Source organism: Algoriphagus alkaliphilus (assembly GCF_900103735.1).
In the GTDB taxonomy this organism is placed as follows: Bacteria; Bacteroidota; Bacteroidia; order Cytophagales; family Cyclobacteriaceae; genus Algoriphagus; species Algoriphagus alkaliphilus.
Genome location: NZ_FMXE01000006.1, coordinates 118706 through 140463 on the forward strand (window position 1 = coordinate 118706; position 21758 = coordinate 140463).

A 21758-nucleotide genomic window follows, 5' to 3' on the forward strand; every position below is an offset into this window, starting at 1 on the left:
TCAGAGTTTCATTTTGGTCAAAGGAGTCACGTCGAGTCCGACGAATTCGCCTTTGAGGTATTTGTAGTGTGCTGCCATGGCAATCATGGCGGCGTTGTCCGTACAGTATTCGAATTTTGGGACGTAGAGGTTCCAGCCTTTTCTCCGGGCGAGTTCTGCCAAGGTTTCCCGCAAACCTGAATTTGCGGATACGCCACCTGCAATCGCAATTTCTTTGACTCCATACAGCTTGGCCGCTTCCTTGAGTTTGATCAGGAGCATTTCGATCAGGGTGTATTGGATGCTTGCGCAAAGGTCCGGCAGGTTTTCGGAAATAAAGTTCGGATTCTCTTTGAGCTGATCTCTGAGAAAATAAAGCACGGCAGTTTTTATTCCTGAAAAAGAATAATTCAATCCCGGCATTCGGGTCACGGGAAATTTGAACGCTTTGGGATTTCCCTCCTTCGCATACCGATCGATCAAAGGACCTCCTGGATAAGGCAATCCGAGGAGTTTGGCCGTCTTGTCAAAAGCCTCACCGACGGCATCATCCTGCGTCTCGCCGATGACTTCCATTTTCAGGTAATCTTTGACCGATACCAGCTGGGTATGCCCTCCACTCACAGTAAGGCAGATAAACGGAAAATCGGGCTTGGGATCATCGATAAAATGCGCCAAAATATGCGCCTGCATGTGGTTGATATCAATCAAAGGAATCTTCAAAGCTGTCGCAAATGCCTTGGCAAAACTCACGCCCACCAAGAGCGAACCCATCAATCCGGGGCCGCGGGTAAATGCCACTGCCGATAATTGTTCTTTGGAAATACCGGAAGATAAAATGGCCTCCTGAATCACAGGAATAAGGTTTTCCTGATGCGCTCTCGAGGCTAACTCGGGAACTACTCCCCCGTATTTTTCGTGTACGGATTGCGTTGCGACAATATTATTGAGTACTTTGCCATTTACTATAATGGACGCTGAAGTCTCATCGCACGATGATTCAATTGCTAGTATAGAAATATCCTTGTTACCCATTGGAAAAGAACTCGAAAGTTACGGATTTTTTGCACAAAGCTTTCCGGGTAATCCTTTGGCTTGTCTTTTCGACTACTCTTTTGCTGATTTTTATTGGACTGGCACTACAAGTCACGAGTGTCCAAAATTGGTTGATCGACAAGGTCACCACCTACCTTAATAAAAACTCCAATTTTCAAACTGAAATCGGCCGAATCCGGATATCCTGGTGGGATGCTTTGGAAATGGAAAATATTTCTATCCGTGATCACAAAGACAGCCTGATGCTTGGCGCAGATAAGGCTTACGCTGATTTCTCCCTTCTTTCCTTAATTCCTCCGGGGGATTTTGTGGTGGATGCGGTTCGATTAGAACGTGCAGAATTGAATTTCTACACCCATCAGGGAGATTCGACTTTGAATATCAATCGCTGGATCACCGAACTGGGATCTATATTTGGTTCGGTTGACACCACCGCAAAAGTTCCGGTTAACTTCTCGATTACTTCTATCGAATTGAGGCAGGCGAAGTTTTCATTGGTCAATTTCAATGCAGAACCTGTCAGCTCCGGGTTTGATTACACCAAGATCCGGGTTAGGGACATCACTGCCAATGCAGACAATTTCCGAATGAAAAAGGGAGTAATCGGGATTGATATCAAACTCTTAAGTGGAATTGAACAAACCTCGGGAGTAAGAATTCATGAGTTAAAGACCAACTTGACCTATGCACCCAAATTCCTCGAACTGGACAAGCTAAGCCTGAAATCAGAAGGGAGTCATATCAAAAATTACCTTCGGATGGATCTCATTGGTCCGGATGGGTTTTCGGATTTCCTCCATCAAGTCAAGCTGAATGCGCGATTGGATGAAACCAAAATCAGGCTCAGCGAACTCCGGATTTTCGCTCCTTCCTTACCGGAGTTTGAGGATGAAATATTCCTGAGCGGGGAGTTAATCGGACCTGTTTCAGATATTAAATCCAAAGAATTTTTGATTCGACTGGGACAGAAAACCGCCATTTTCGGAGCACTGGAATTGGACGGATTGCCGGATATCAATAAGACTTACCTCAACCTTTCACTCAAAAATTCTGTCATTTCTGCAAGAGATCTCGCTCCCTATCTTACGCCTCAACTCGAAAAGGAAGTCAACAAATTCAACCTGATCCGGTTGGATGCGGATTTTGCAGGACTTATCACCCGCTTTACTACGAATGGAAATTTTCGAACCAGCATCGGCAATATATCTGGGCGGGTAAATTACGATTTGGTCAATGGGGTACCATCCATAGTTTCCAGGGTAAGAATCCAGAACCTCGACATGGGGATTTTGGCAGGAGACCGAGAATTACTCCAAAAGGTAAGTCTGGACGGCAATGTGAACCTTAAAGGGAATTCATTGGAAAACATCTTGATTGACCTCAATGCCAGTATTTCACAGATTGGATTGAATAATTATAATTTCACCAACATTCGAACGGATGCTACTTATGGTTTGAATTTGTTTAGAGGAAATTTGGCTATTGACGACCCCAACCTCAAAGGACAGGCAAAAGGTTATGTTAACCTGAATGAGTCTGTGGATTCGGTGAGGATGTTGGTCCAGATTGACACCGCATTTTTAGATAAGATTAATTTGGTGGAAAAACCAACTTTCATCAGTGGCAAATTGGATATCGACACCAAGGGTATCAAATTGGACGATATTCAGGGGATTGGCAGGTTTTCTGACATCAAAGTGGGTTACGAAGAACGCTTTCTGGATGTAGGTGATTTCTTTTTTCAGTCGCTTTTTGCAGGAGGCACGCGAACGCTTTCAATCAACTCGGATTACCTCGTGGCGGCAGCCTCGGGTCAATTTAACCTGGACCAGATGTCCCGTGACTTGGACATACTCAGCCGGCAGTATATCTCAATCCTCCTGAATGAAGAACAACCCATCGCCAGCTTGGAGGAGAATTTTTCAGAAACCTACAATTTGGATCTCAACGTGCGGCTTCATGATGTAAACCCTTTGATCCAGCTCTTTCAGCCTAATATTTCTATTTCCAAAAACACCATTCTCGAAGGGGCTTTCTATCAAACCCCTGAAAACACCATTTTCAACTTCTTCACCAGTATTGATACCCTTTCCTACCAGGGAAACTCCGCTTTTGGGGTAAACATCGACTTTAATACTTCCAAAATAATCAACAGTGCTAATATCTTAGCCTCATTTTACGTGTATTCCAAGGAACAAAAAGTTGGCACCGCACTTGGATTTGAAAACTTGGGACTAGAGGCGATTTGGGATCAAAACAACTTGGGTGTCCAGTTCAGCCTGGACCAATTAACCACGCAAAGTAAGGCCAGAATTTCTGCTGAGACTAAATTCTCTGCCTTGGGAACGGAAATACATTTCCAACCCTCATTACTTAAAGTCTTGGATCGGGACTGGAATTTTGACCCGGAAAATCAAATCCTGATTTCCGAAGGAAATATTGATTTCAAAAAACTTCGTGTCCTCAAAGATGGGCAGTTTATAGGCGTCGAGGGTCGAATCAGTCAAGACCCTGGGGAAATTCTTGACTTGTTTTTCGAAAATGTTGAAATAGACATTCTGAATACCATCACTACTCTGGAATTTCTGGGCTCAGCCAACGGATCTTTTCAATTGAAAAATCTTCTAGACCAACCGCGTCTCGAAGGTGAAATGTCAATCGATAAGGCCGAGATCAACCGATTCCCGATTGGGAACATCTTTGCTTCTGCAAAACTTCAAGACAATGAATTGATTCTTGATCTCGAAAATGAAATCAACGGTCAAAAGAAAATTGACATCAATGGAATCCTTGGCCTGGAATTTCAAAATCTTGATCTTGACGCTGTCCTCACAGAGGCAAACTTGGTGATTCTTGAACCATTTCTTTCCAATTACATTTCCAATCTGGACGGTACGGTCACTGGAAACCTTCAAATCAGAGGGACGGTTAACTCCCCGGAGGTTTTGGGAAGCGGTAGAATCGACCGGGGAAAAATTAGGGTGAACTTTCTCAATACCAGCTATATCCTAGACGGAAGTATTCTTTTCCAACCCAGGCAGGTCAGCTTCAAAGATTTGATTTTTAAAGATTTGAACGGGAATCGGGCAACATTCACCGGTGGAATCAACCATACAGGATTTAATAACATCTTTCTGGATATAAACTCCACACTGAGCAATTTCCAGGTATTAAATACCACCGCAAAAGACAACGAAGTCTTTTACGGAACTGCCTTCGCCACAGGAACCTTGTCCATTCGCGGCAGCACTACCAATCTGGATGTCACCGCCAGAGCTACCACTCAGCCTAATACTCGAATCTACATCCCACTCACCAGCAGCAATTCGCAATATCAGGAGGAGTTTATCCAGATCATCAACATTCAGGACACCGTGCGGATCAATCAATTGGCAACAGCTATCAACAGGCTGGATATTGAAAATGTGAGGATGAACTTCATTTTGGATATCACTCCGGATGCTTTTGCCCAAATCATCATTGACCCGAAAACCGAAGAAAGCCTGGAAGCCCGAGGACGTGGAATCCTGACCATGAACATCGATACCCAGGGTAATTTTAACCTCACGGGTAATTATGAAATCACACAGGGGCAGTACAATTTCTCACTTTACAATGTCGTCAAACGGGAATTCGCCATACAGCCCGGAGGAAGGATTACGTGGTTTGGTGATCCGTATCAGGGAGTCATGAATCTCAAGGCTGTGTATGAGGAAAATATATCGCTCCAGCCCCTACTTTCTTCTTCGTCAGCATCTGAAAACAGCCAGATGCGGCGACGCTATCCGCTTAAAGTCCTGATGGACCTGCAGGGAGAACTGCTTTCACCAAATATCAAGTTTGGGTTTGACTTCGGCCAGTTCCCGTCTAGCGGAGACGTGCAGACTACCATATCGGCCTTCCAGGGTAGAGTGGCAGCAGATGAACAGGAGATGAACCGGCAGGTATTCTCAGTCATCATGACACGGAATTTCTCTCCGGAGGGGCAGTTTTCGGGAGTAGCTACCATTTCCTCAAGTTTAGGAAACCTGCTTTCCTCACAACTGAATAGCTTTTTGGGACAAATGGACAAAAATCTCGAAGTCAATATTGATCTCGCTACCCTAGACCAAAACACCCTGGAAAATTTTCAATTAAGTGTCGCTTATACCTTTTTGGATGGCAGGCTAAGAGTCTCCCGAGACGGCGGATTTACAGATAATCAGGGGAATGCCAGTGCCGCTTCCATCATCGGGGACTGGCAGGCCGAATACTTACTCACCGGGGACGGGGTATATCGACTCCGTATTTTCAACCGAAATAATTACAATACCTTCACTTCACTTTCCCTAACTCAAAACGTCCTTACTTACGGTGCATCCATCACTCAAAATGTGTCCTTCAACTCATTCTCTGAGCTGTTCAAAAAGTTAACCGGGAGGAATTCCGAGAAACTAAATATCATCGATTCCGATGATTTTCTCAGGGAAGAATATCAGGATGAAGAAAATTGGAAGCCCTTGAATCTGGAAGATATTCCACCGAGAAAAGACCCTCCTCTCCCACCAAAAAAAGTGATTGTCTCTTCAAAAGAAGATTTTTAAAACATTTCTTGGGATAGTTCTCTTTCCTTCAAAAAAGAATTTATGGAAAAAATAACCTTGTTTTGGTTTCGCAGAGACCTTCGATTGGAAGATAATACCGGGCTTTTTTACGCACTTCAGCAAGAAAAAACCGTACTGCCGCTCTTTATTTTTGATCGGAATATTCTGGATCGGCTGGAAGACAAGGCAGACGCAAGAGTGGAATTTATCCATTCCCAACTTTTGGAAATCAAAACTAAACTGGAGCAGAAAGGCTGTTCCCTGCTGATTAAATACGGCAAGCCGGAGGATATTTACCTCGCGCTTTTGCAGGAGTTTGACATTCAGTCCGTTTATACCAATCGGGATTACGAGCCCTACGCCAAGGAAAGAGATGCTAAAGTGGAAAGCCTCCTGAAAGAAAAAGGAGTCACTTTTTTGAGTTTCAAAGATCAGGTAATCTTCGAGCCGGGGGAAATTCTGAATGGTTCGGGAGCGTTTTACAAAGTGTTCACGCCATTTTCCCGCAATTGGCAGGAGAAGTACAAAAGCACCAAAGTGCAGACACTGGATGCGCCCAACTGGAAAAACCTTTACTCCATTGCTCCATTGGATATGATTTCTTTAGCGGAAATGGGATTTGAGAAAACCGGCATCAGTATCCCTCCAAAAGTAACGGACGAGGATCTGATCAGTCATTACGATAAAACCAGGAATTTTCCGGCACAAAATGGCACCACAAGACTTGGAGTCCATCTCCGTTTTGGAACCATCTCTGTACGGAAATTGGCACAGGTTGCCGCTCGGTTGAATGAAACATACCTCAACGAATTGATCTGGAGGGAATTTTATATGATGATATTGGCTTATAACCCGCAAGTGACAGAGCAGGCATTCAAGCCATCCTATGATCTCATTCCCTGGAGAAACAATGAAATGGAATTTCAGGCTTGGTGTGAGGGTAAGACCGGCTTCCCCATAGTAGATGCGGGGATGCGTGAACTCAATACCACAGGCTACATGCATAATCGAGTCCGCATGGTGGTGGCTTCGTTTCTTACCAAGCATCTGCTGATCGACTGGAGGTGGGGTGAGGCCTATTTTGCCAAAAAGCTCCTGGACTTCGATCTCTCTGCCAACAATGGGGGCTGGCAATGGGCGGCAGGCACCGGCACAGATGCACAGCCCTACTTTCGGGTATTCAATCCTGATTCCCAAACAGAGAAATTTGACAAGGACCTGAAGTATATCAAAAAATGGATTCCTGAAATAGGAACAGATAAGTACCCAAAACCCATTGTAGATCATAAATTTGCAAGGGTAAGAGCAATAGACACCTACAAACAAGCCCTCAATCCATGAACATCGGAGACAAAGTAAGATTACTGCACGGAACAGAAGAAGGAATCATACGCAAAATCTCCTCAAGTGGCAGACTCGAAATAGAAATAGAGGACGGCTTTCTCATTCCGGCCATGAAATCCGAAGTAGTCATTGTAGCAGAGGCAGAAAAAAATTATTTCGGTGAAAATGCAGGAGTCACCAAAGAAACCGAGGCTCCCCTTTCGATCTCAGCACCAAAGGATCAGGGACTTTACCTGGCTTTCCTCCCGATCAATGATCAAAACCTGAGTCTCTATCTCATCAATGACAGCCATCAACCCTACCTTGCCCACAGCTCGGAGGTATATGGGAGCAATCACCGGACACTTTTTGCCGGAACGTTAAATCCCGGGGAGAGCAAAAAAATTGACGATCGCCTGATGAAGGAAATGAACGAATGGCCGGCATTTTTGATCCGCTTCATCCCTATCCAAAACAGATTGGAAAAAGCTATCCCGGCCTTTGAGCGACAGCTCAAAATGAAGGCGACGCAGTTTTTCAAGCATCTGAGCAAAGCACCGATCTTGGGAAAAAGTGTGTACCTCTTTGCTATGGAGCAGACGACCAAAGAACTGGACATCCGAAGTCTGAATGCCGAACTGAACCAAATCACGCCAAAACCGGAACAAACCAAAGCCCTAAAACCTGCCCGATCCATCGACCTGCACATCGAAGAGCTACATTCGGATCCTGATAAGCTCAATAATTCTGAAAAAATGCGCCTCCAACTTGAAGCCTTTGAGAAAAATCTCAATCAGGCCTTGGCCTCAGGTATGGATGAGATCACTTTCATTCATGGCTTGGGGAATGGGGTGCTGAGAAAAGAAATTCACAAGCGCCTCAGTCAATTAGGAAATATTAAGTACTTTCAGGACACCCAGAAAGACCAATGGGGTTACGGGGCCACATTGGTTCGAATTTTCTAATCCATGCAAGTCAAAACCTCTCCAGTTTTTTTGATTTTTGAACAGCAACACCAAGAAGCTAAAATCCTTTTTTTGGCCCTTGGTAAGCAGATTAATTCCAAGAAAGCAATCGAGTTGCAGACCAAACTCGAATTTCTGGAACTCTTTACCGAATTGATGGAAAAGATCCACTTCGAAAATGAAAGCCTGAGCAATGAACTTTTTCTGCGTTTCAAACCCCTGAAAAAGTCTCTTCGCAAAACCCATCATCTGAAACTGGTCGAGCGAAACCTCAAGTCAAAAGAAGAAAGATCTGGTCTCCAATTTGATAGCTACCGGGATTATCTTTTGATCCAAAAAAAGAAAATTCAAAAAGAAGCTTTCGATCTGGTAGTGGGCAGCACCTTGAAAACCTGGGATGATTTTAGAGAAAACGCCCAAAAGATAAGTCGAGGAATCAAACCTCTTACCATTAATACCGCAATCAATCAGCTCTTTCAGGACGAGCTGATATTCCTGCACCGAGAACTCAAAGCTCCCATCAGCAGTCAGGGATTCCGTGATTTGTTTGAAAGCCTCCGCAAAATAATCATGTTGGAAAACCTGCTTATTCAACTTGGCTTCAACCCCATTTTTGTCTCCTCAATCCATGAGGAAATCGCCCAAGTCAAAGACCAACTCAAACCTTGGTATTCCAACCATTTGGCATTTCAAACACTTTCAGGTTTCCTTGCAGAGAAGACCAGTATATCCAAAAAGTACATGGATTGGATCAAAGAACTAAAGGAAGAAAAGAAAAGCCTGTCTTCCGAAATCGAAAAACAGGCTTTTGTCTTACTCAAAAAAGTATTGATATAAATTAAATCTTTGCCAAGGCCTGCAAAATGTCATTTTTCAGATCTTCGGCATCCTCCACGCCAACACTCAATCGGATCAGTGAATCTACCAAGCCGACTTTTTCTCTTTCCTCCTTTGGTATCGAAGCATGCGTCATGGAGGCAGGATGCCCGCATAGCGATTCTACCCCTCCCAAAGACTCCGCAAGGGCAAATAACTCAAGATTTTCCATCACCGTCTTGGCATCTTCGATCCGGTTTCCCTTCAAGGTAAAAGAAATCATCCCCCCAAAGTCTCTCATTTGTCTTTTGGCTACTTGGTGATTTGGGTGACCTTCAAATCCAGGCCAATAGACTTTTTCCACTTTTGGGTGATTTTTAAGATAGGCCGCGATTGTCTTTCCATTCTGGCAGTGGCGCTCCATTCTCAGATGAAGGGTCTTAATTCCTCGCAATACCAAAAAGCAATCTTGCGGTCCGGGAGTCGCCCCGCAGGCATTTTGCAAAAAAACCAACCGGGACGCAAGCTCATCATCATTCACCACCAAGGCACCCATCACCACATCTGAATGTCCTCCGAGATACTTGGTGACGGAGTGCATAACAATGTCTGCACCGAAGTCGAGCGGGTTTTGAAGGTATGGAGAGGCAAAAGTATTGTCTACTGCCAAGAGCAAATTGTGTTTTTTGGAAAATGCAGCCACAGCCTCCAAATCAATGATATTCATCATTGGATTGGTAGGAGTCTCCACCCATACCATTTTGGTATTCTCATTCACATAGGAAGAAAGTGAGGACGGGTCGGACATGGGTACGAAGTGGAACTTGATCCCATACCGCTCGAAAACTTTAGTGAAAAGCCGGTAAGTCCCGCCGTAAAGGTCATTGGTGGATATGATTTCATCTCCGGGATTGAACAATTTCACCACCGAATCAATCGCCCCGAGACCGGAGGAAAAACAGATTCCATGCTTCCCGTTTTCCAAAGCAGCTAAGCTATTTTGAAGCGCTGTACGGGTAGGATTGTGTGTACGACTGTACTCGTAGCCCTGATGATCTCCGGGAGATTTTTGGACATAAGTCGATGTCTGATAAATCGGAGTCATGATAGCCCCTGTAGAGGGGTCAGGGCTTACGCCGGCATGAATGGCTTTGGTACCAAATTTCATTATTCTTTGAGTTTATATTCTTGACGTAGGGAATTTATGGGGAGCGGGTGATTTTCGGTGAAAATCCGATTTTGCGTGCTAAACTTGCCCGGGAATTCCTAAATAGAATCCTCATTAGCACGTCAAAGATGACAAAAAAGGACAGTATTTTCAAAACTTTAAGAGAGTACTTTAGGGATCACCCAAGCGCAGCATTTGGGTGGATTTGGGTGATGGTAATGCCGGCAATCGGAAGTTTGGTCTTAGTGTCAAATGCCGACCTTGCCGGAAATTTTCCACTTGATCTGGTAATTCATCACATCCTTTTCACTGGATTGATCGCTCTTTTACTTGGATTTGCCCTTTTACCTACCACACTCACCGCCCTTGCAAGCGGTTATTTTTTCGGTTGGATTGGCTTTCCTGGATTATTCTTTGGTTACTTATTCGCTAATGTGATCGGGTATGTGCTTGGAAAAGTACTGAACACTAATTTTCTTGGCCTGCTTTACAAACGGAAACCTGAAATAAGACAAGCGATTGAAAGCAGAATTGAACGCCCGCAAAGTCTGATATTTTTTATTCGAATCAGTCCGGTTATCCCTTTTGCGATTTCCAATTTCCTTTTTGCTTCGCTAAAAATCGATCTGAAAAAAGTCCTGCTTTTCGGGATTCCAGGCATGCTTCCCCGGACCCTGATCGCTTTTGGAACCGGCCTTTTGGCAAGTTCATTTATGGATGCAAAAAAAGCCATGAATGATCCCATCCAATTGGGAATTCTGGCTTTCTTGTTTTTGGTTAGTTTTTGGGGACTTTATCGCAGTTGGAAAACTTCCAAGGCCTAGCGAAGCAAATACATCTTGCCGTAGCCTTTGGTGAATCCCCGATCTCCCGCTGTCGGTCGATGCTCCATAAACTGCCCATTCTTTCGAATCAAAACCCGATAAATGTACACGCCATTGGCCAGCTGATCACCAAACTCATCTTTTCCGTCCCAAGCATATTCGGTGATGTTGTTGCCTATACGGATAGGACCCAATTCATTTTGGAGAATTTCTCTCACGACTTTGCCGGTGACGGTCATAATTTGAATTTTGATCTCATCAGGAATCTCCGAACCCGTCAAGGTAAAGACAAAGCGGACTGAAGTGCTGAATGGATTTGGGTACGGATAGAAGTTGGTGATCTGAGACTCATTGACTACCTCGAATGTAATCTCATAGGGTTGAGGAGAATCCTCATTGGTGATCCTCAAGGTATAAAGTCCGTCTTCAAGCGGCCCCGGAATAAATGAAACTCTAAAACTTTCGCTCGCCGAAGCAGGTGACCAAGTAAGATTTGGATTGGAGAAATTGACTTTGGCAAACTGACAACCCTCACAGTTCCTCTTCAGGAATATTTCCATCCCCAAGGTATCCCTTTTATAAAGTAAAGTCTGATCATTTTTAAGAAGTGCTGTGACCATGACATTTGGAGATACTAAATCCCCATCCATGATATAAATCCCATCAAAATTCACATCCAAAAGGGAGGTGGAATTATCTCCTTCGACTACGAATGCCACCCCCAGGTCAATCATGTTATTTCGGAAGGTTTGCTCCCGTTGAATTCTCGGATTGGCAAAAACCTCCAATTCGGTCTCTCCCGCTCTGCCGATACTGTTAAATTCCACTGTAAACTCCAACTGCTCTCCGGCTTTCAGGGCAGGGAATTTTTTGGAAATGCTTTCCAGTTTTTTAGTGGTCAGATTCGTCATTTTCCAATCCACCTGAATTGAATCCGAAAAGTTATACAGGGAGACATTCTTGAAAATAAAATCAATTTTGGTGCTCTGTCCTTCTCTTAATCGGATTCGATCTCCGGGATTTTTCTCCAAAAGAACCCCCTCAGGCACGCCTTCGAAATTGACCTGCCACTTGTCCAGCTGGGCGGGCTTTGTAGATTTCTCATCTTTCATCGAATACCTCAGCCGCAGATAAGGGTAGCTAAGCGGATTGATGAAAGAGAGATCGATTTCTTTATCCAGGGTATTTTCCACCAAGACCCGTTGCTGACCATCTTCAGCTACTCCAAGGATATCAAATCGGGTAAACTCCTCCTCATTGATCCAGTTTCTGGCATTTACATTTTGGAAAAATCGCTCCCAAGATGATGCTGGACCAATTCTCGGAGAGAGGATCACGCCATTGGTGAAATAGCCTTCAAGGGCTGTTGTAAAGCTGAGGGTCTGATTGGAGGCAGGTTGGGTGAAATTTGGGTTGCCGACGATCTCAATAGATTCGCCTGCCCGCATTCCTTTTCGTCCATAGAGGATGTAGGGATCACCGCTTTTCAGTGCTCTGAGTGTCGCCTCATTTGCCCCAAATGCTCTCAAACTTTGATAGGCTCGATCAGGCCAAGCATCAAAATTGACACTCCCAACCGTGAAAATGACGACATAATCACCCTCTTTCACCCCTCTTACATAATCCTGCAGGATGGTATTCCCCGGAGTTGTAATCCAGGCATTTTGAATACTTTGGATCATTTGAGGCACCCTGCCGCAAGCTCTGGAATCAAGGATATCAAATCCCGGCACAGGGACCGCTAGGTATGGAAGCAAGGTTTTTTGATCGATCGCCACTAAACCGATCGATCCATTGGGACAAAGTCGGCTGTTGGCATTGTTGACGTTGTCGATGATCTGCGGGATATTGTCAAGATAAAATTGCGTGTTTCTAAAATTGAGCGAATCGACACCTGAGCCTACCGTGAACACTTCAATACTTGATTTCTGTTGGACATACTGCCATGACTTCCTCGCCTGATCCAACTCCAGATTTTCCAGCTGACTTTGACCGAGCTGATCTTCCACGCGCTGTGTCCAACCGTTTCCTGTATTCGGGATAAATGAAAAACTGGAATTTGTCCAAGCATCTGTTTCTCCCACTTTTGGATCTTGGTAGCGGGATCTCCAATAGTAGGTGCTGGAATCATTTCCCGCCAACAAGCTGACAGGCCACTCCACAAGCCCCGAGGTAGTCGATCGGATTTCCTTTCTGAAAGCTGAATTGAAGTTAATCGTCGTGTCCATTTGTACGATCAGGGTTCTGCTTTCCGTCAGCTTTCCCGGTGCCTGAGTGATCAGCTTGAGCTCCTTTTGGTTGACAATCCCAAAATCGGTCGGAAACAAATTGACTGTGCCACTCAAAGGAATGAATGCGGTGTAGGTGATGACATTATTGGCAAAAGTCATCTCCGGGACAGTGCGCTCGGTATTTAACGCGATGGTAAACTGATTCTCCCCTGCTGCATCCAAGAGGAAGTTTGGAATAGAAAAAACGACCGTATCAGATCTGTAGATCGAGGAGATTTTGACCGGATCAAAGCTTAGCATCGTCCCATCGGGAAGTCTTCTGTCAATTTTGAAATTCAGGGAATCCGGATTGACAATTCCGAGATTTCTGACCAGGAAAGAAAGCTTTAGGCTATCCGAAATTGCAGAAAGGGGTGAATCGTCAAAAGTACCTAAACTTACTTCCTCCACTTTGACGGCGTAGTCGGCTTTGTTGGCAGGGAAAATCCGTATTGCAGGATCTCCGAGCATAACCATCTGCTCCATGTGAGAGTAGTTGAGCGGGTTGGTGCCATAGAGGTTAACAAAGTTCTTTTCTGCCTCCATTTTCACTTCACCGATGGTTCGGTAGATGAGGGTGCTGTCTGCAAACGCTGATGAGTAAAACAAATCGGAATACCTTCTCAAGTACACGTCCACGCCGATTGAGGTATTTGCCATAACAATTGCCCCACCTTTATTCGGTGTGATAATCCAATCTTCCCCTTGTGTATACACGGTAGAATATGCACTTCCATAGTCACAGCCATTGAAAAGCATAATAGGATACTTCCCTTTGTTGGCATAGCCTAAGGTGGGGTCAGAGGCAAATCCAATCTCAATATCAATGATCGTCGGTGCCCCATGGCCAAAGAAAGTCAACATGGATCGCCCTTCATTGAGATCCCCTGAGATATCGATCACTTCCACTACTGAATTGGACCGCTTACGATAGGTCGTCACCTTTCCACCTAAAAATGGCCCCTCAGCCAAGGCTTTAAAACCATTCAAAAAACTGAAATAGCGCTCCAATTCAAATTCAGAGACTCCTCCACTGAGGTGGATCAATTCTTTTTGCCAGGGCTCACTCACTCCCACCTGATCTTTTTCGATTGCTTTGTCCAGGTAATCGGAGAGTTGCTGCGCGTTTTTGCCGGGGATCCTGCCTACTGCCATTGCGGGAACCTCAGGGTTTTCGGCATCTAGGCCTAAGACATACACATTGTCAGAAAAGGGATACCCTCCTACAGGCACCAAATCCTGGAAGGCAAAGGCCTCCGGAGATTTCCTGTAAAAAACGTTCTGATTATTGAGTCTGCCCTGGGAAAAAACAGCGATCGATCTTGCAGCCAACAACATATGCGTTGGCTTATGGACAGGATAGTAGGCTCTCAGAAATTCGTACAGGGCAACCGGAGATTTTTCACCGTATCCAAACTGATCATAGAGTTCCTCCATTCTCACAGTAAGCGTATCAAATCCACCCCCTAAGGCAGAGGCACGATGCTGGGCATACATTTTTAATGGATTGGCATATTTTGAACTTGCCTTTTCCAATTCCCTATGACCTACAATGATGTAATTCGAGGCTTGGGTCAGGTAATTTCGAAATTTTACTTTTTGCATGATCCCCACAGCGATCACAGTTCCTTCAGGCTGAATCCAGATTTTACTGGATTGCCCGGGTACTGCGGCGGTGAAACTCATGGCTGTACCGACTTTGGATACCTGTACTTTTTGGGGGTTGTGAAGATCAGTCACATCTACAGCGACATAATTATTTTGGACCTGATTGATCACTGCCCGCTGACTTCCCGGAGGAAAGATCATTTGACGGGGTCCAAAGTCTCCAGCTTGAATAGGTTTCCTAAAAGTAATTTTGGCGTATGCAATCGAAACATTATCCACAGATTGTGGCCCCTGAGGCAGGACTTTCACAATCAAAGAGCCATTTGCATTAAAATCGCTCATCTGCAAATCCAAACTGAGCTGAGGGTATTCAAAGCCATTAAAACTGGCTTGGGTCAACGTGCGCTGAGTCCCTGTGAGCGGACCGGCACTGATCGTAACCAGATGGGGGTTTTCAGACCTTCCTACCAATCCGATTTCCAGTTTGGCAGTTCCTGAGTTACTAATGGTCCCCAAGCCGGAAAACGGCATATCCCTTGCTGCCCCTTTGGTAATCTGGACTCCCATCCATCCTTGGCCAATGTCATAGCTCGAAAGTCTAAACCCTAGCGTATAGGCTCTTCCCAAGGAATATTGATCCGAAAAGACTTGGAGCTGTTCTGTTTCGAAACCGGAAACAAGAGGGAGGTTTGAAGCAGGCACTGGTCTTTGACTCATCCGTTTTCCGGGTGTACCAGGCGTGACAGTGAGGAAAAATGCCGTGGTATCAGTGTAGGTATTGTAATACGGATTTGGGATCGTAGAAAACTTGGTATAGAGTTTTTTGTCCAGCTCGGCATCGTTTCGTATCCCATAAAAATCAATAAAGTCTTGCGGATCCAGTTTGCCGTCACTTTCTCCTTCCACATGGATTGCTACTTCTTTTCCCCGGTGAAAAACCCGGATCATCCGAGGATCCAAGTTGGAGGTATTGAGTCCCGAAGCTTGAAGTGAATTGGCTGAAATCCGATAAATTCCGTCTTGAGCCGTCGGAATCTTATAGTAGGTCAAGGAGAAGTCATACCATACAGGTTCCTGAGCTTTCACAGAAGTCAAAGCAAAAATCAAAATCAAACTGGTCAGCAAAGTCTTTGTGAGTCTCATCTTTCCCAAGATTTAAATTTTCTGAAGTCTGAAGAAAACTTCTCCAAACTCACCTTAACACTGAAAATATGGGAATAAGGACTCTCCGAAACGTCTCCCAAATCTGAAAGGGCATAATCAATCTGAAACCGCTCACTTAGAATGACACCTATGCCTGCTGCCGGCAAAAAGTTTAACGATTCATTTCCCTGAAAATCTTTGATGTATTGAAAATTGCTGACACCACCCCGGACAAATACCAGCTGTTTGAAGCCCAATTCCAGACCAAATTTTGGATCAATGCTGAATGCAGAAGATGAAATCACGGTATTTCGAGCCCCGTCAAATGTGGTTTCCAGATCCAAGGCAGTCAATAAATTGAATTTTTCACCAAGTTTCCAATCATACGCGATACTGGCGATTGCCTTGGGCAGAGTGATTTCAACTGTATTTAAGGGCACTTCATTATTGGTTTGTGCATAGACCTCGCGAACCAATTCCGCATTATGAGTCCAGGCATTATAAGTGGTAGTGATATCCCGGACCATGAGTCCGATGGTCATGCGTTTTTGGATGTAAAGTCCTCCCAGGTCCAACCCGAAACCCCATGCCTGTGCAAACTTACCCACGTTCCGGTGAACGACCTTTGCATTTGCCCCCAATTTAATCTTATCCGAGATGTCCCTTGCAAAACTGAGAAGCAGGGCATAATCTGCAGCATTGAAAAACTGGATATTGTTGTAATTAAGTGCGCCATTGGCATCGTAAAGAAATCGCGTATCGGGGATATCATCCACGCCAAAGCGGATCAAAGAAACTGCTACTTGGTTTTGATTCCCTATCGGGGTACTAAACCCCAAATAATCATATTGGGCTATTCCCGCAAAGTATTCCGCGTGCATCAGGGAAAATTCATACTGGTGCCGGATACCGGTAAGTGCAGCAGGATTCCAATACGCAGCAGTCACATCCCGAACCGCCCCGACTTGCGCCCCGCCCATTCCCAAGGCTCTTGCCCCAACTCCGATGCTTAGAAATTCATTGGAATATTTTGGGGTTAGGCTCTGAGAAAAACCCTCTCCTGCCCAAAAGACCTGAAAACAAAACAGACAAGTAGCGCATAAAAATTTCACCATATTCAATTTCACAAGCCCAAAATAATTCAATTTAAAAAACCCCGAACTAGCCTAGGTGTTTTTAATTCAATCAATTTCACTGAAATGTACACCATCGGACACTTTTATGTCACATTGCTGAACATATTATTTGATTTGGATATTAGAAAACTAAGGTGTCGAAAAAACACAAGAACTTTTTCAAATAAATAAAATATCAACTGAGTCCATTTTGAAGGCCCTTTTTAGAAAGTGCAGTATCCCCGGTTGATAGTTTTAACAAGGAATCAGGTTATACAAGGTAGCTTGGAAAAGATTGGTATCATTTTTCTTTGAATACTGGAAATAGAAAGGAAAAATATTCTCCGAATGGATACCTAATCACCATACCATGAACGTCGCCAACACACAGATTCAAATGCGCAAAGGACTCCTGGAGTTTTGCGTGTTGCACATCATCTCACGGGGCGAGGTCTATACTTCAGATCTGATCGAAGAGCTGACTCAAGCTCAGATGATCGTGGTCGAGGGAACCCTCTACCCCCTGCTCAATCGGCTGAAATCTGCCGAACTTGTCACTTATCGCTGGGTCGAATCCGAATCCGGGCCACCTCGAAAATATTACCTGATCACCGAAGAAGGAAAAAAATTCCTGCTCACCCTCTCGGAAACCTGGACTTCATTGGTCAATTCTACAACTGAAATCATGGCTAAGAATTGATCCTGAAGCAACCCTAAAAACAGAATTAAAATGAAAAAGACGATAAGCATCAACATCAGCGGCATCCTTTTCCACATCGAAGAAGACGGCTACGACACCTTGCGAAAGTACCTGGATGCAATCAACAGGCACTTTTCAAGCTATAAAGACAATCAGGAAATCATCTCTGACATCGAAAACAGAATTGCGGAAATTTTCCTGAGCAATCTGAAAAACAACAAACAGGTCATCACCGCTGAAAATGTCGACAAACTCATTGAAAAGATGGGTACCATCGCTGACTTCACGGCAGTGGAAGAGGAAAAGGAGGCGCCTGTCGAAGAAAATTCCCATAGAGAGGACGACTTCTATAAGTATGTAACCCCTCCAGGCAGCGAACCCGGCGGCTACAAAAAACTCAAGCGACTGGAAAACAAGAAAATACTCGGCGGCGTGTGTGCGGGAATCGCCAACTATTTGGCTGTAGATCCCCTATGGATCAGGCTGATCGCTATTCTGCTTTTATTCAGCGGCAACCTCAATTTGAAATTTGGCATTTTTGACATCCTCCCTTTTGACAACTTCCGGTTCAATCTGGGCTTTGGCTTTTTCGCCATAGTCGCCTACATCGTCTTGTGGGTCATCCTACCGGTTTCTTATGAGCTGATGGAAGACAGCAAAATCAAAAAGCTCTTCAGAAACCCCGACGATAAGGTTTTGGGAGGAGTGTCCAGTGGTTTGGCAGCCTATTTTGGAGTAGAGGTTCTTTATGTAAGACTTGCATTTGTGTTATTGGCCTTTGCAGGAGGATCGGGGATTTTGATTTACCTGATTCTCTGGATCATCACACCGGTGGCAAGTTCAATCACAGAGCGGATCAAAATGAAAGGTGGAGAAATCACGCTGGACAGCATTGACTCCACGATCAAGGAGAGCATCAATCCTGTTCCGCCGCAGCCTGAGTCCCAAGCCAGAAAAATTCTGATGGCACCTTTCCGGGTTTTAGGAAAAGTAATAGACGCTCTGGGATCAGCCTTGGGACCTTTGGGGACTTTTATCGGAACGGTCATTCGAATCATCTTTGGCTTGATCATTTTCTTCATTGGGCTTTCCTTGACCATAGCTCCTCTCGCAGCATTGGCCGCATACTTCGGGATCTCAGACTCTGATTACAGAGCCTTGATAGAAAATTTCCCGGTGGAATTGTTCACAGATATGGTTCCACTCTGGCTGGTCATCTCCAGCATGGGATTGATCATCATTCCGGGTATCATCATTCTCCTGCTGGGTCTAAGTGTGCTGGCGCAAAAGAATCTCATCGGAGCGAGATTTGGTTTGGTAGCATTGGGATTGTGGCTGCTTTGTGTTGGAATTTCTCTTTTCCAGATTCCAAAAATTGTAGCACAGTTTAAGGAAGACAATTGGTATAAAACCGAAAGCCAACTTTCTGTCACGCCCGGCACCTTGATCCTCAAGCTGAATGAGGCGGAAGATGATCCAACCTTTAACCATGTCAACCTCAAAATCGAAGGCAAAGCAGATTCCTTGGTCACGCTTAAAGAGGAATATTTCTCAAGGGGCCGAACCAAGTCCGAGGCTTTGGCCAATGCACAGGGTTTTAAGTACTCCTATGCAGTGATGGATTCTGTGGTGATTTTCGACGAAGGATTTGACATCAGCAGTTTGGATCAGTTCAGAGACCAAAAGGTAAACCTGACACTTCAGATTCCATATGAGCGTCCATTCATTATGGAACGTTCACTTCTTGACATTCTCAGAAACACCATTTACACCAATGGATACCGCTCCTCAGACGTAAGATCCACGACAGTTTGGGTGTTCAATGAAGCCGGTCTGGTTTGCCTTACCTGCGGGAGAAAAGACAATAGCACCGAAGATTGGGACAGGGAAGAAAAGGATAATATACAACTGGACTCTCTGAGCAAGGCTAAAATTGACAGTGCAACCCGGGCAAAATTTGCTGATGCATTCTTTATGAAAGATTAACTTAATCGAAAGCATAAATAAGAGAGAGGCGCCATTAGGTGCCTCTTTTTTTGTACCTTCTAAACAAAAAAGAAATGGACGTTACTGCAAGATTTTTGGGCGGCTCCGGAGCCGTTACCGGTTCTAAATATCTTATCGACTTGGGAGATTTTGAATTCATGGTGGATTGTGGGCTTTTTCAAGGACGTAAGGAACTCAGAGATCGAAACTGGGACAAATTTCCCACACCGGTGGACGAGTTGGATTGTATCATATTGACCCATGCTCACCTGGACCACATTGGCTATCTGCCCCGATTGGTGAAGCAGGGATTCAGAGGGCCAATTTATTGCACGGAAGCCAGTGAAGAATTGGCGAAAATTCTTCTTTTGGATTCAGGTAAGCTACAGGAAGAAGAGGCAGAGTTTGCCCGTAAGAAAGGCTATTCCCGCCATGAAGACCCGCAGCCGCTATACACCATAGAAGATGCCGAAGCCGTCTTTCCTATGCTTACTCCCAAACCTTTTGATCGGGCCTTTTCGATTCACCCCGGAGTCGATGTGACTTTCTTCCATGCAGGGCATATTCTCGGAGCTTCCATCGTTAAGGTGGTCTTAAAGGGTGAATCTCAAACCAAAAAACTGGTCTTTTCCGGAGACTTGGGAAGATATCATGACCCCTTACTTTTCCCTCCAACACGTATTCCCAAAGGAGATATTGTTTGGATGGAATCGACCTATGGAGATCGAAACGCCCCACCTACAAAGCCTGAGGAAGAGCTAGCCCGCGCAATCAGAGACACGTTCGACAGAGATGGTTTGGTGATTATTCCGGCCTTTGCCGTCGGCAGGACTCAACTCATACTGTATCACTTATACCAATTGATGAAAAAGGGTAAAATCCCCAAAGTGCCGATTTTTCTGGATAGTCCTATGGCCATCGATACAACCAAGCTTTACTTGGATTTCCATACCGACCATCGCCTCTCAGCTATGATTGAGGAGGAACATGAGCATGCGTATAAGCATCCTCAACTCCATTATTATCAAAAACGGGAGCAGTCCATGTCTTTGAACGAGTTTAAGGGTCGGGCTATCATTATATCAGCAAGTGGAATGGCAACAGGAGGACGTGTACTCCACCATCTTTTTCATCACTTGCCGCATGAAAAAAACGGAGTAATCATAGCAGGATATCAGGCGGAAGGAACCCGCGGAAGAAGGTTACTCAATGGAGAGCCTACTGTCAGAATCTATGGAAATGAGGTCCCCGTCAAGGCGAAAATCTATCCTATTGAAGGGCTATCCGCTCATGCCGATCAAGCCGAATTAATGGATTGGGCTGAGGGATTTTGTGAGAAACCCAAAATGGTATTTATTGTGCATGGAGAGCAGCTTAGCGCTGAGACTTTAGCCCAGAAATTAAAGGATGAATTAGACTGGAACACCATAGTCCCACAATATTTGGAATCATTTGTGCTGTTCGAGGGAATTTAAGGAGTCACTAGGTGATGAGGTTTTCCGGGATGGAATTAGCTTTCTATAAGCGAAAGGAGTAAGTAGACCGGAGACGAAAGATGGAAGGTGTCTTATTCCTGCGTTTCGATCTTAACCCTTGACAATTTAAAGCTTCCTAAGGTTATGGATATTCACACTTATAGATAATGGAATGAAAAGATTTTTGTTTTTAGCCTCGCTTCTTTCTGCCGGATTTCTGTTTCTGAGCTGCAAACCCTTAAAACCTGAAGGTCAGGGGATCACCGGCACAGTCACTTGGATAGAAGGGAATCAAATGCCCATGATTACGGAAAGTGGAAAAGCAGCTCCCAAAACGACTCCTAAACCTGTGAAAAGGACAATAAGAATTTATCCACTGACTAAATTCTCTGACTTAAAAATGGAAGATGGTCTATTCACTGCTATCGCTTCAAAACCAATCACCGAGGTAGAATCCGACAAGCAGGGAAAATATTCCATTCAACTCAGTCCGGGAAGGTATTCAGTTTTCATAGTGGAAGAGAATGGCCACTTTGCGAATATCTTCGACGGGGAAGGAAATGTGCAGCCTGTGACGGTCAAGGAAAACGAATGGACACTTTTGGATGTGGAGGTTAATTACAAGGCGGTGTATTGAGAAATGGAATTTGGCTAAAGCCCGATCGCGCTATTAATTTTCAAGGAATGGGCCAAAGCCACAATCCTATTTACAGGAGAACCAAAAAATATCCCTGACAAGGACACAAA

Annotated in this window: 13 protein-coding genes; 9 read left to right on the forward strand and 4 right to left on the reverse strand. The window is 44.7% G+C overall.

Features of this window, described 5'->3' with window-relative positions:
* Complete coding sequence (gene tsaD, locus BLQ81_RS05200) at positions 1 to 1014, reverse strand: tRNA (adenosine(37)-N6)-threonylcarbamoyltransferase complex transferase subunit TsaD (RefSeq protein WP_092728895.1); 1014 nt, start codon at positions 1012 to 1014, stop codon at positions 1 to 3.
* 29 nt (positions 1015 to 1043) lie between these two features.
* On the opposite strand from tsaD, the gene BLQ81_RS05205 reads away from it, so the two are divergent.
* Genes BLQ81_RS05205 through BLQ81_RS05220 form a run of 4 tightly spaced genes read left to right on the forward strand, consistent with a single transcriptional unit; the run spans position 1044 to position 8743 of the window.
* Positions 1044 to 5618, forward strand: a complete 4575-nt coding sequence (locus BLQ81_RS05205; protein WP_245693179.1) for a translocation/assembly module TamB domain-containing protein — start codon at positions 1044 to 1046, stop codon at positions 5616 to 5618.
* 42 nt (positions 5619 to 5660) lie between these two features.
* Entirely contained in the window at positions 5661 to 6959 is a 1299-nt protein-coding gene (locus BLQ81_RS05210; protein WP_092728896.1) for a cryptochrome/photolyase family protein, read from the forward strand.
* The gene (locus tag BLQ81_RS05215; RefSeq protein WP_092728897.1) at positions 6956 to 7906 is read left to right on the forward strand and encodes a Smr/MutS family protein; all 951 of its coding nucleotides are present in this window, start codon (positions 6956 to 6958) and stop codon (positions 7904 to 7906) included. The genes BLQ81_RS05210 and BLQ81_RS05215 overlap by 4 nt, the downstream gene beginning before the upstream one ends.
* Before the next feature lie 3 nt (positions 7907 to 7909).
* Positions 7910 to 8743, forward strand: coding sequence for a hypothetical protein (locus BLQ81_RS05220; RefSeq protein WP_092728898.1), 834 nt, complete (start codon positions 7910 to 7912; stop codon positions 8741 to 8743).
* Position 8744: 1 nt separating this feature from the next.
* Here the strand turns inward: BLQ81_RS05220 and BLQ81_RS05225 are convergent, their stop codons facing one another.
* A complete protein-coding gene (locus BLQ81_RS05225; protein WP_092728899.1) occupies positions 8745 to 9890 on the reverse strand; it encodes a cystathionine gamma-synthase in 1146 nt (381 codons plus the stop codon).
* A gap of 128 nt (positions 9891 to 10018) precedes the next feature.
* Here BLQ81_RS05225 and BLQ81_RS05230 point away from each other — a divergent pair, with 128 nt between their 5' ends.
* On the forward strand, positions 10019 to 10714 hold the full coding sequence (locus tag BLQ81_RS05230) for a VTT domain-containing protein (protein ID WP_139183566.1): 696 nt from the start codon (positions 10019 to 10021) through the stop codon (positions 10712 to 10714).
* Here BLQ81_RS05230 and porU2 read toward each other — a convergent pair.
* On the reverse strand, positions 10711 to 15735 hold the full coding sequence (porU2, locus tag BLQ81_RS05235) for a putative type IX secretion system sortase PorU2 (protein ID WP_092728901.1): 5025 nt from the start codon (positions 15733 to 15735) through the stop codon (positions 10711 to 10713). The two genes, BLQ81_RS05230 and porU2, sit on opposite strands and share 4 nt — an antisense overlap.
* Positions 15732 to 16850: a putative type IX sorting system protein PorV2 gene (locus BLQ81_RS05240; RefSeq protein WP_139183567.1), complete on the reverse strand. Its 1119-nt coding sequence runs from the start codon at positions 16848 to 16850 to the stop codon at positions 15732 to 15734. Before BLQ81_RS05240 ends, porU2 begins: the two co-directional genes overlap by 4 nt.
* 370 nt (positions 16851 to 17220) lie before the next feature.
* On the opposite strand from BLQ81_RS05240, the gene BLQ81_RS05245 reads away from it, so the two are divergent.
* The 4 genes from BLQ81_RS05245 (at position 17221) to BLQ81_RS05260 (ending at position 21648) form a co-directional block, all read left to right on the forward strand.
* Positions 17221 to 17550 (forward strand): PadR family transcriptional regulator, encoded by a 330-nt coding sequence (locus tag BLQ81_RS05245; RefSeq protein WP_092728902.1) that lies wholly within the window; start codon positions 17221 to 17223, stop codon positions 17548 to 17550.
* 30 nt (positions 17551 to 17580) lie between these two features.
* Positions 17581 to 19536: a PspC domain-containing protein gene (locus BLQ81_RS05250; protein WP_092728903.1), complete on the forward strand. Its 1956-nt coding sequence runs from the start codon at positions 17581 to 17583 to the stop codon at positions 19534 to 19536.
* A 74-nt stretch (positions 19537 to 19610) separates the two neighbouring features.
* Positions 19611 to 21011, forward strand: a complete 1401-nt coding sequence (locus tag BLQ81_RS05255; RefSeq protein WP_092728904.1) for an MBL fold metallo-hydrolase RNA specificity domain-containing protein — start codon at positions 19611 to 19613, stop codon at positions 21009 to 21011.
* Positions 21012 to 21183: 172 nt separating this feature from the next.
* Complete coding sequence (locus BLQ81_RS05260) at positions 21184 to 21648, forward strand: hypothetical protein (RefSeq protein ID WP_092728905.1); 465 nt, start codon at positions 21184 to 21186, stop codon at positions 21646 to 21648.
* Positions 21649 to 21758: the final 110 nt, after the last annotated feature.